A 9,053-nucleotide genomic window follows, 5' to 3' on the forward strand; every position below is an offset into this window, starting at 1 on the left:
GGCCAGGCCCCGCCGCCGCCCACAGCCGCCGCAGCCAGGCCCTCCACTCCGGCGGCTCTGTGTCGCTGATGTGTGGCTGAACGCGTCGTCTCGAAGCCTGGCCAGGCCCTGCCGTCGCCCTCCGGCACCGCGGCCAGGCCCTCCGGTCCCTCCGGCGCCCTCCACACCAGTGGGGCCCGGTCGCTGTTGTCTGGATCGGCGCGTCGCCTCGAAGCCCGGCCAGGCCCTGCCGTCGCCCTCCGGCACCGCGGCCAGGCCCCGCAGGCCACGCGGTGGCCTCCAATCGGGTGGGGCTTGGGGCGCGTGTGCTCTCTGGCTCTGCCGCCCTCACCGCCGCCGTGCTGTGCCCTCCGAGCCCTTCGGCGCGCATCACGTCGGCGCCGCCAGGTTGCTGGTGTCTGTTTCGGCGTGTCAGGATCGGAGGCTCGGTCGGTGGTCTTGGTCTAGTCCTGAAAGAAATATCGCCCCAGCGGATTGCTCCAGTGCTTGGCATGCATCCGCAGTGAAAGAAATATCGCCCCTGCTCGGTTGAAATGGGCCAAAAATGGCTCTTGTGAACGTGCATGGGCGAAAAATGTTTCACGACGGCCCTTAGCACCTCGTGCAGGGGCGATTTTTCTTTCAAGACGCTCGTGTTTCCGTGCCCTGTGGGTGACAATTTTCGCCCTGCTCTGCTTGGTTGAGCCGCGAGCGTGACTATATTCGCCCTGCAGGCGAAAAAGTGCCCAAAATTGGCGTTTTTTGGTGTGCTGGGCGAGTTTTGTACCGGATGTGCCGATGAAGGGCCTGTGCTGGGCGAGTTTTGTACCGGTGTGGCCCGTGAGGAGGTGTGCTGGGCGAGTTTTGTACCGGCGGAGACTTGGTGTCATGACGCTAGAGGTTGGTGTGAGTTGGCTGGGGGTCCAATAGGGCGCAACCAGGTTGGTGAGCCACGTGGATCAATCCAAACTGCTCGTGCCCGGCGCTTCTGGTCGCCGCTCAGTAATTTCGCATGCAATTCCTTGCGAGCATCTTGCTTGTTCGTCCCAGTAGGTAACGTTGCGTCACTTGTGTTGTGGAATTGCATGCGACTTTCTTGAGGGGAGTCGTTGTGGGGCTGTGTCGGGCGCGCTTTGTCGAGGCGTAGAGCCTGCTCGAGTGCAGTGGCTGGGAGGTGCTGCCTAGATGCAGGGAGCATCCAGGCCCTAGATGTTGGTTGAGCGTTAGCCCCTTGGTCTAGGTCGCGTCCCGCCCCCCTAGATGTAGGGCTCGTGCCATCCCCTAGATCTAGGGCGCACCTCCCGCTGGAGGTGCGCATGGGCGCCTCACTCAGCCCCCTTGTGACCGGCTTTCCGCAAGATTCCAGCCATTTCGCAGAAAAAGCCGCAGACCCCTATATCTAGGGGCGCTTAGTCGCCAACGACCCCTAGATGTGCGGGTGCGACACGCCCAAGAGACCCACCACTGAGTGTGACGCTCGACATCTTTTAGGTGGTTGGCAAGTGGTTATACACAGGGTGGTGATGTGTTCGTCCACAGGGTGCGCAGGGGTGTGTAGGGGTGTTGGAGGCCCCTAGATGTGCCCGTAGGTTAGCCGCAAACCCCAATGTTTGCGCGCATCTTCGTGCACTCGCGCGCAGGGTGCAACAAACCTCGAAGGCTCCTCCGAGATCCTGACCGCCCGCTCCGTCCACAGGCCCCTTCAGTCTCATCCACAGTCACGGCGTTACACACAACATCTAGGGGTCGCTTGCGCGGGCGGCCACGAGGTGTAGTGTTGTCGTGTTCGCGGCGAACGAGCCGCCAGAAAGACAACACAGGATGCCAACGTCCGGCCTCGAGCCGCAAGGAGACACGAACATGTCGATCACCGTCTACTCCAAGCCCCGCTGCCCCCAGTGCGACGCGACCTACCGCGCACTCGACAAGCAGGGCGTCTCCTACGAGAAGATCGACGTCACCCAGGACACGGAATCCCTCGCCTTCATTAAGGGCCTCGGCTACCAGCAGGCCCCCGTCGTCGTGGCCGGCGAGGACCACTGGTCCGGCTTCCGCCCCGACCGCATCAAGGCTGTCGCCGCCGCAGCTGCCCCCCTGGCGCTGCAGGCCTGAGACGCGCCGATAAGTCCCGGCCGCGAGGCCGGGGCTTTCGCGTATCCGGGCGGGGACGAGGCCGGGGCGTAGCCTTCGCAAACGGCGCGGATACGCTCGCATGAGCGGCGTGCGAACCCGTCGTGGAAACAGGGAAAATGGCGGCTCATCGGCTATTGGGGGCCGCCGCCCGAGACCATATACACACACCGCCAACGACCATGTTCACCCGCCGAGCCGGGCGCGTCGATCATCCCACATGGGACACGCGTGCGAGGCAACACCGCCCGGGCCTCGGGGGTGAGACACTAGAGGTTCAGCATCCCGCCAAGCAGGAAGGATCATCATGGGCAGCGTCGTCTACTTTTCGTCGGCGACGGGCAACACCCGCCGTTTTGTCGAAAAACTCGGCCTCCCGGCGGCGCGAATCCCGTTGCTTCCCAAGGATGAACCCCTGCGCGTGACCGACGAGTACGTGCTCATCGTGCCCACCTACGGCGGTGGAAATATCAAGGGAGCGGTGCCCAAGCAGGTCATCAGGTTCCTCAATGACCCCGACAATCGAGTCCTGTGCAGGGGCGTCATCTCGTCGGGAAACACCAACTTCGGCAAGGCCTACTGCATCGCGGGCGACATTATCGCGGCCAAGCTGGGGGTCCCCCACATGTATAAGTTCGAGCTCCTCGGCACGCCCGAGGACGTCTCCAGAGTTCGTGAAGGACTGGAACAGTTTTGGCAGAAAACTACACCGACACAGGCGTAGAGGAAGCTCCCTCCCCGGAGCTGGACTACCACGCGCTGAACGCGCAGCTTAACCTGTACGACGCGAACGGACACATCCAGTTCGACGCGGACCGTGCGGCGGCTCGCCAGTACTTCCTTCAGCACGTCAACCAGAACACGGTGTTCTTCCACGACCTGGAAGAGAAGCTGAAGTACCTGGTGGACGAGGGCTACTACGAGAAGCACGTCCTGGACCAGTACGACTTCGCGGACATCAAGGAGCTGTACAAGCAGGCCTACGCCCACAAGTTCCGCTTCCCGACGTTCCTGGGCGCGTTCAAGTACTACACGTCGTACACGCTTAAAACCTTCGACGGTAAGCGCTACCTGGAGCGCTTCGAGGATCGCGTCGCCATGGTGTCCCTGTACCTGGCGCGCGGCGACATCGAGCTGGCTCGTAGCTTTGTCGATGAGATCATGACGGGCCGCTTCCAGCCGGCCACCCCGACCTTCCTCAACGCCGGCAAGGCGGCGCGCGGCGAGCTGGTCTCCTGCTTCCTGCTGCGCATCGAGGACAACATGGAGTCGATCGCGCGCGGCATCAACTCCGCCCTGCAGCTGTCCAAGCGCGGCGGCGGCGTCGCCCTGCAGCTGACGAACCTGCGTGAGTCGGGCGCCCCCATTAAGAAGATTCAGAATCAGTCCAGCGGCGTCGTGCCGGTCATGAAGCTGCTCGAGGACTCCTTCTCTTACGCGAACCAGCTGGGCGCACGTCAGGGCGCGGGCGCTGTGTACCTGCACGCGCACCACCCGGACATCATGCAGTTCCTGGACACCAAGCGTGAGAACGCGGACGAGAAGATCCGCATCAAGACGCTGTCCCTGGGTGTCGTCATCCCGGACATTACGTTCGAGCTGGCCCGCAAGAACGAGGACATGTACCTGTTCAGCCCCTACGACGTGGAGCGCGTGTACGGCGTGCCCTTCTCCGAGATTTCGGTGACGGAGAAGTACCACGAGATGGTGGACGACGGTCGCATCCACAAGCGCAAGATCAACGCTCGTCGTTTCTTCCAGACGATCGCGGAGATCCAGTTCGAGTCCGGCTACCCCTACATCGTCTTCGAGGACACGGTGAACAAGGCGAACCCGATCAAGGGCCGCATCACCATGTCGAACCTGTGCTCGGAGATCCTGCAGGTGTCCGAGGCCTCGACCTACAACGACGACCTGTCCTACGACCACGTCGGCAAGGACATCTCCTGCAACCTGGGCTCGCTCAACATCGCGAAGACCATGGATTCCCCCGACTTCTCGAAGACGATCGAGATGGCGATCCGCGGCCTGACGGCCGTCTCAGACCTGTCGGACATCGGCTCGGTCCCGTCGATCGCCCGCGGCAACGCGATGAGCCACGCGATCGGCCTGGGCCAGATGAACCTGCACGGTTACCTGGCGCGCGAGCACGTGCACTACGGTTCCGAGGAAGCCCTCGACTTCACGAACATGTACTTCATGACGGTCCTGTTCGAGGCCATCAAGGCCTCGTGCAAGATCGCGCGCGAGCGCGGCGAGACCTTCGAGGGCTTCGAGGAGTCGAAGTACGCGTCGGGCGAGTTCTTCCGCAAGTACATCGACGAGGAGTGGGCCCCCACCACGGACAAGTGCCGCGAGCTGCTCGCCGCCTCGTCGATCAAGGTCCCGACCCAGGCGGACTGGGAGGCCCTGGCGGCCGACGTCGCCAAGTACGGCATGTACAACCAGAACCTGCAGGCCGTGCCTCCGACGGGTTCCATCTCGTACATCAACAACTCGACGTCGTCGATCCACCCGATCGTGTCCCGCGTGGAGATCCGCAAGGAAGGCAAGATCGGCCGCGTCTACTACCCGGCGCCCTACATGTCGAACGAGAACCTGGAGTACTACCAGGACGCGTACGAGATCGGCCCGGAGAAGATCATCGACACCTACGCGGTGGCCACCCAGCACGTGGATCAGGGCCTGTCGCTCACGCTGTTCTACCCGGATACGGTGACGACGCGTGACCTGAACAAGTCCTACATCTACGCGTGGAAGAAGGGCATCAAGACCCTGTACTACATGCGCCTGCGCCAGATGGCCCTGGAGGGCACGGAGGTCGAGGGCTGCGTGTCCTGCATGCTGTGACGTGACGCCCGTTTGTCGGGTGGTGCGGGGGTCGGGACACCGGCCCCCGCACCGTTTTGTCAGGGACGAGGCCGGGGCGCGGTCCGCGGGAAACTCGTAGGTTTGGTGTATGTGAGCCTCGCCGTCTATTCGGATTTTTGGAAAGCTACTCGTATGATGTGGGAGGTAAATCCCCTCACATCTTCCCGGAGTAAGCGATGAGCGATCCCATGAATCCCTACGGCGGCGGCGTCGGGGGCCAAGGCGGCTACGACCAGCAGGGTATGTACGGCGCTCAGGCGGCGTACGGTTCTCAGCCTGCGTATGGCGCGGGGCAGCCCGCGTACGGAGGTCAGCCCGGGTATGGGGGCCAGCCCGGCATGCCGGCCTATGGTCAGCCGCAGGGTGGGTACGGTCAGCCCGGCTATGGCAACGTGGGGTACAGCCTGAATCCCGCGGTTGAGCGCGTGCGTTCGAACGCGTCGATGGTTCGAATCATGGCGTTTGTCAGCTTCGTGACCATTGGGCCGATCCTGTCGATCGGTGCGTGGATCTGGGGTGGCATGCTCGTGACCGAGGCGCAGGGCCTCAACGCCCCCATGGACGTGATCAACGACGTGGAAGGCGCTAAGAAGATCGCGATGATCTGCAGCATCATTCAGATCGTTGGCATCGTGCTCTTGATCCTTGTTTCCGTTGTTCTCCCCTTCCTTATTCTGCTCATTGCAGGTGGGTCGTCGGGGTACTGACGAGATCGAGCGACGGATATCGGATGCGCGCCCCTTGTGGGCGCGCATCTCTCTTATTGATAGTGGTGCAGCGCTCATCCCTCCTCGTTTTTTCTGCACGGCACGATGTGTGCGCTAGGATGAGCCGCGTAACTGATGAACTATTCCATTTGGAGTATCCCATGAGCGATCCCATCAACCAGTACACCGCCGCCGACCAGCCCGCCTACGGCCAGGCCCCCCAGGGCGCGTACGGCCAGCCCGCGTATGGTCAGGCCCCCCAGGGTGCCCCGCAGCCCGCGTATGGCCAGGCCCCCCAGGGCGCGTACGGCCAGGCCGGCTACGCGGTGAACCCGGCTCTCGAGAAGATCCGTTCGAACGCCTCGACCGCTCGTATCGCCTCCTTCCTGAGCTTCATTTTCGGCGGCCTCATCCTGTCCGGCTGCATGTGGTACTGGGCGAACAAGATGACGGCTGAGGCCCAGGCTCTCGGCGCCCCCCTCGATATCACGACGGACGTGCAGAGCGCGCGTAACGCTGCGAAGATCTGCTCGATCATCCACATCGTCATCCTCGTGGCGGTCGTGCTGATCTACGGCATCGCCATCATTGCTATCCTCGCGGGTGGCTCGAGCTACTGAGTTCTTGACCGTGTGAGGCCCGGATCGATTCTTGATCCGGGCCTCACACTTTTTCGTCGAATAGTGCTGATAGGATTCCTCACGGAATTAAACGGATAGATGAATTGGAGTCTCCAGTGAGCGACCCCCTGAACCCGACCCCCGCGGATGCCGCTGCGCAGCCCTACGCGCCGGAGGGGGCCGGTGCCGCTTCGTACGCCCCTCAGCAGGATGCTTACGGGGCTTCCGCCCAGGCCCAGCAGCCCTACGCGCCTGAGGGTGTCGGCGCTTCCTCGGCTGCTGTGCAACCCTACGCGCCCGAAGGTGCCGGTACGGCCTCGGCGCTCCCGCAGCAGGATGCTTTTGTCGCTCCCGGCCAGGCCCAGCAGCCCCAGTTCGCCCAGCCCGGCACGAACCAGTACGCGCAGTACGGTCAGGCCCCGCAGGGCATGCCTCAGGGCGCTTACGGCCAGCCTCAGCAGGGCTACGGCCAGCCCCAGGGCGCGTACGGACAGCCTCAGCAGGCCTACGGGCAGCCCATGTACGGCCAACCGATGTACGCTCCCTCGGCGGGCAAGGACTTCTCGTACATCCAGATTGGCTCGTTCGTGGCCATCGGCGTCTCGGTCTTCAGCTGGCTCTTTTTCACCATTGTCCTGTCGGTCCCCGCGATGATCGCCGCGATCGTCCTGCACGTGAAGGCGAAGCGTGACGGCGCCCCGCAGAACTTCGTCAACATCTCGAAGATCGCGATGATCGTCACGATCGTGATGGCCGGCCTCCAGCTGCTGCTCGGTGTCCTGTTCGTTGTTTTCGCCGTGATGAGCGAACTGTAACAACCGGTGTGAGGGCGCTTCCGCGTCCCCGCCCAATGCCACAGAAGCCCGCGAGAACGGTATCCCTGTTCTCGCGGGCTTCGCCTGTATTCTTGAGAGCATGACTCCCCGATACGAAGCCCCCTCGCGCGCCATCGCTGGAACCGACGCAGACCTCCTCGACCAGCTGCGATACGCGGACGGACGCCCCTACGGCTTCTACAAGAACGCCCTGGGTGCCTGGGATTACGGAGACTTCACCCTCGCGATCGATCACGTGCAGGCAGATCCCTACGCCCCGCCCTCGTCCCTGCGCGCCTGGTCGACGCCCGAGGCCATGGGACTGCCCGAGGCTGCCCTGGCCTCGTCCGACGCACGCCTGGCGGCTGCGGACTTTATTGCCCGCTCCTTCGACGAGGCCATCCGCGCCCGCGACACCCGCGACGTGTCGATTGCCCGTGCCGGCGCCCTCATCCTCCAGCGTTCCTACGCGACCGTCCTGCCCGACCGCGTCGAGGTGCGCTTCCAGGTCAAGCTTCCTGCCCGAGGCCGCACGATCCTCGGCAAGAGCGCCGCCCGCCTCTTCGACGTGGACGTGCCCAACATCGTCATGGACTGCTTCGACTTCGTCTCCGAGGACCCGGACACGACCCGCAAGCGCTCGCGCCTCCTCGGCCACGTCGCCGCCTACGAGGACTACCGCGCCCTCCAGGGCATCCTCGAGGAACGCGGCTGGGTGTCCTTCGTCGCAGACGAAGCCCTGTTGGCGCGCCGATCCGGCGTGTCCGAGACGCCCCTGACGGGTGACGGCGTCGTCGCTTTCGATGCCCCCGAGACCCTGCGCGCCACCGTCACCCTGCCGCACGCCGGCGAGGTGAGTGGCATGGCGATCCCCCCGGGTCTGACCCTCATCGTGGGCGGCGGCTACCACGGCAAGTCCACGCTCCTCGAGGCCATCGCCCAGGGCGTGTACGCGCACATCCCCGGCGACGGCCGCGAGCTCGTCGCCACCGACCCCACCGCCACGAAGGTGCGCGCCGCCGACGGGCGAGCTGTCACCGGCGTTGATATCTCGCCGTTCATCACCCACCTGCCCGGCGGCGCCGACACCACGTCCTTCTCCACCGAAAACGCGTCCGGCTCCACCTCGCAGGCCGCCTCCATCATCGAATCCCTCGAGTTGGGCGCGCGCACGCTCCTCATCGACGAGGACACCTCCGCCACCAACCTCCTCATCCGCGACACGCGCATGCGCGACCTCGTCGCCGCCGAGAAGGAACCCATCACGCCCCTCGTCGACCGCGTCACTTCCCTCACCGAGGCCGGGGTCTCCCTCATCATGGTCGTCGGCGGCTCCGGCGCGTTCCTCGACGCCGCCGACCGGGTCCTCATGATGGACAACTACCGCTGCCTCGACGTCACCTCCCGCGCACGCGAGGTCGTGGCCGACCTGCCGCGCCCCCGCACCGACGCCCCCACCAGCTGGGAGGCGGCACCCCGCGTGCCCGCCGCAAAGGCCCGCGTGGACCGCCCGCGCACCAAGGCCTCGGGCACGACCGTGCTGACCATCGACCGTTCGACCGTCGACATTTCCGACGTCGCCGCAGTCGTCGACCCCGGGCAGGCCGAGGCCATCGCCTGGTGCGTGCGCGGCGTCCTCGAGGAGATGGCTGGCAAGCAGTCCATGCCCGACCTCATGGCCAAGCTCGGCCGGCGCCTCGCCTCCGAGGGCCTGGACGCCGTCTGCAAGTTCGGCGCCCGCTCCTACCCGGCGTTCCTGGCGCGTCCGCGCCTCATCGACGTGGGTGCCGCCATCAACCGCTACCGCGGCCTGTCCCTGCGCGAGCCGCGCGGCGAGGTCTCAGAGTCGTAGTCGCTTCAGACCCCACGGGTGTTCCGGGTGCCGTCGGATCCTGCTGCGGGGCCGGGCTGCTTGGTGCGCCCGTGGGCGG

At 64.7% G+C, this 9,053-nt stretch carries 7 protein-coding genes; all 7 read left to right on the forward strand.

All coding sequences use genetic code 11. The features are described from left to right. Positions 1-1,839: 1,839 nt before the first annotated feature. The 7 genes from nrdH (at position 1,840) to HMPREF1137_RS02730 (ending at position 8,974) form a co-directional block, all read left to right on the forward strand. The gene (gene nrdH, locus HMPREF1137_RS02700; protein WP_007588645.1) at positions 1,840-2,091 is read left to right on the forward strand and encodes a glutaredoxin-like protein NrdH; all 252 of its coding nucleotides are present in this window, start codon (positions 1,840-1,842) and stop codon (positions 2,089-2,091) included. 325 nt (positions 2,092-2,416) lie between these two features. After that, on the forward strand, positions 2,417-2,833 hold the full coding sequence (gene nrdI / locus HMPREF1137_RS02705) for a class Ib ribonucleoside-diphosphate reductase assembly flavoprotein NrdI (protein WP_003796905.1): 417 nt from the start codon (positions 2,417-2,419) through the stop codon (positions 2,831-2,833). After that, complete coding sequence (nrdE, locus tag HMPREF1137_RS02710; RefSeq protein WP_007588649.1) at positions 2,803-4,959, forward strand: class 1b ribonucleoside-diphosphate reductase subunit alpha; 2,157 nt, start codon at positions 2,803-2,805, stop codon at positions 4,957-4,959. The genes nrdI and nrdE overlap by 31 nt, the downstream gene beginning before the upstream one ends. A 197-nt stretch (positions 4,960-5,156) precedes the next feature. After that, positions 5,157-5,687 (forward strand): hypothetical protein, encoded by a 531-nt coding sequence (locus tag HMPREF1137_RS02715; RefSeq protein WP_034496466.1) that lies wholly within the window; start codon positions 5,157-5,159, stop codon positions 5,685-5,687. Between the two features lie 161 nt (positions 5,688-5,848). Continuing rightward, on the forward strand, positions 5,849-6,307 hold the full coding sequence (locus HMPREF1137_RS02720; protein WP_007588647.1) for a hypothetical protein: 459 nt from the start codon (positions 5,849-5,851) through the stop codon (positions 6,305-6,307). Positions 6,308-6,423: 116 nt separating this feature from the next. Further along, positions 6,424-7,122, forward strand: coding sequence for a hypothetical protein (locus HMPREF1137_RS10495; protein WP_007588641.1), 699 nt, complete (start codon positions 6,424-6,426; stop codon positions 7,120-7,122). A 100-nt stretch (positions 7,123-7,222) separates the two neighbouring features. Then, positions 7,223-8,974, forward strand: coding sequence for an ABC-ATPase domain-containing protein (locus tag HMPREF1137_RS02730; protein WP_007588643.1), 1,752 nt, complete (start codon positions 7,223-7,225; stop codon positions 8,972-8,974). The last annotated feature ends 79 nt before the right edge of the window (positions 8,975-9,053 follow it).

The sequence above is a fragment of the Actinomyces sp. ICM39 genome (assembly GCF_000282935.1).
Classification (GTDB): Bacteria; Actinomycetota; Actinomycetes; order Actinomycetales; family Actinomycetaceae; genus Pauljensenia; species Pauljensenia odontolytica_B.

Coding starts and splice junctions, on each gene's coding strand:
- nrdH (WP_007588645.1), top strand. CDS start 1,840: ATGTCGATCACCGTCTACTCCAAGCCCCGCTGCCCCCAGTGCGACGCG.
- nrdI (WP_003796905.1), top strand. CDS start 2,417: ATGGGCAGCGTCGTCTACTTTTCGTCGGCGACGGGCAACACCCGCCGT.
- HMPREF1137_RS02715 (WP_034496466.1), top strand. CDS start 5,157: ATGAGCGATCCCATGAATCCCTACGGCGGCGGCGTCGGGGGCCAAGGC.
- HMPREF1137_RS02720 (WP_007588647.1), top strand. CDS start 5,849: ATGAGCGATCCCATCAACCAGTACACCGCCGCCGACCAGCCCGCCTAC.
- HMPREF1137_RS02730 (WP_007588643.1), top strand. CDS start 7,223: ATGACTCCCCGATACGAAGCCCCCTCGCGCGCCATCGCTGGAACCGAC.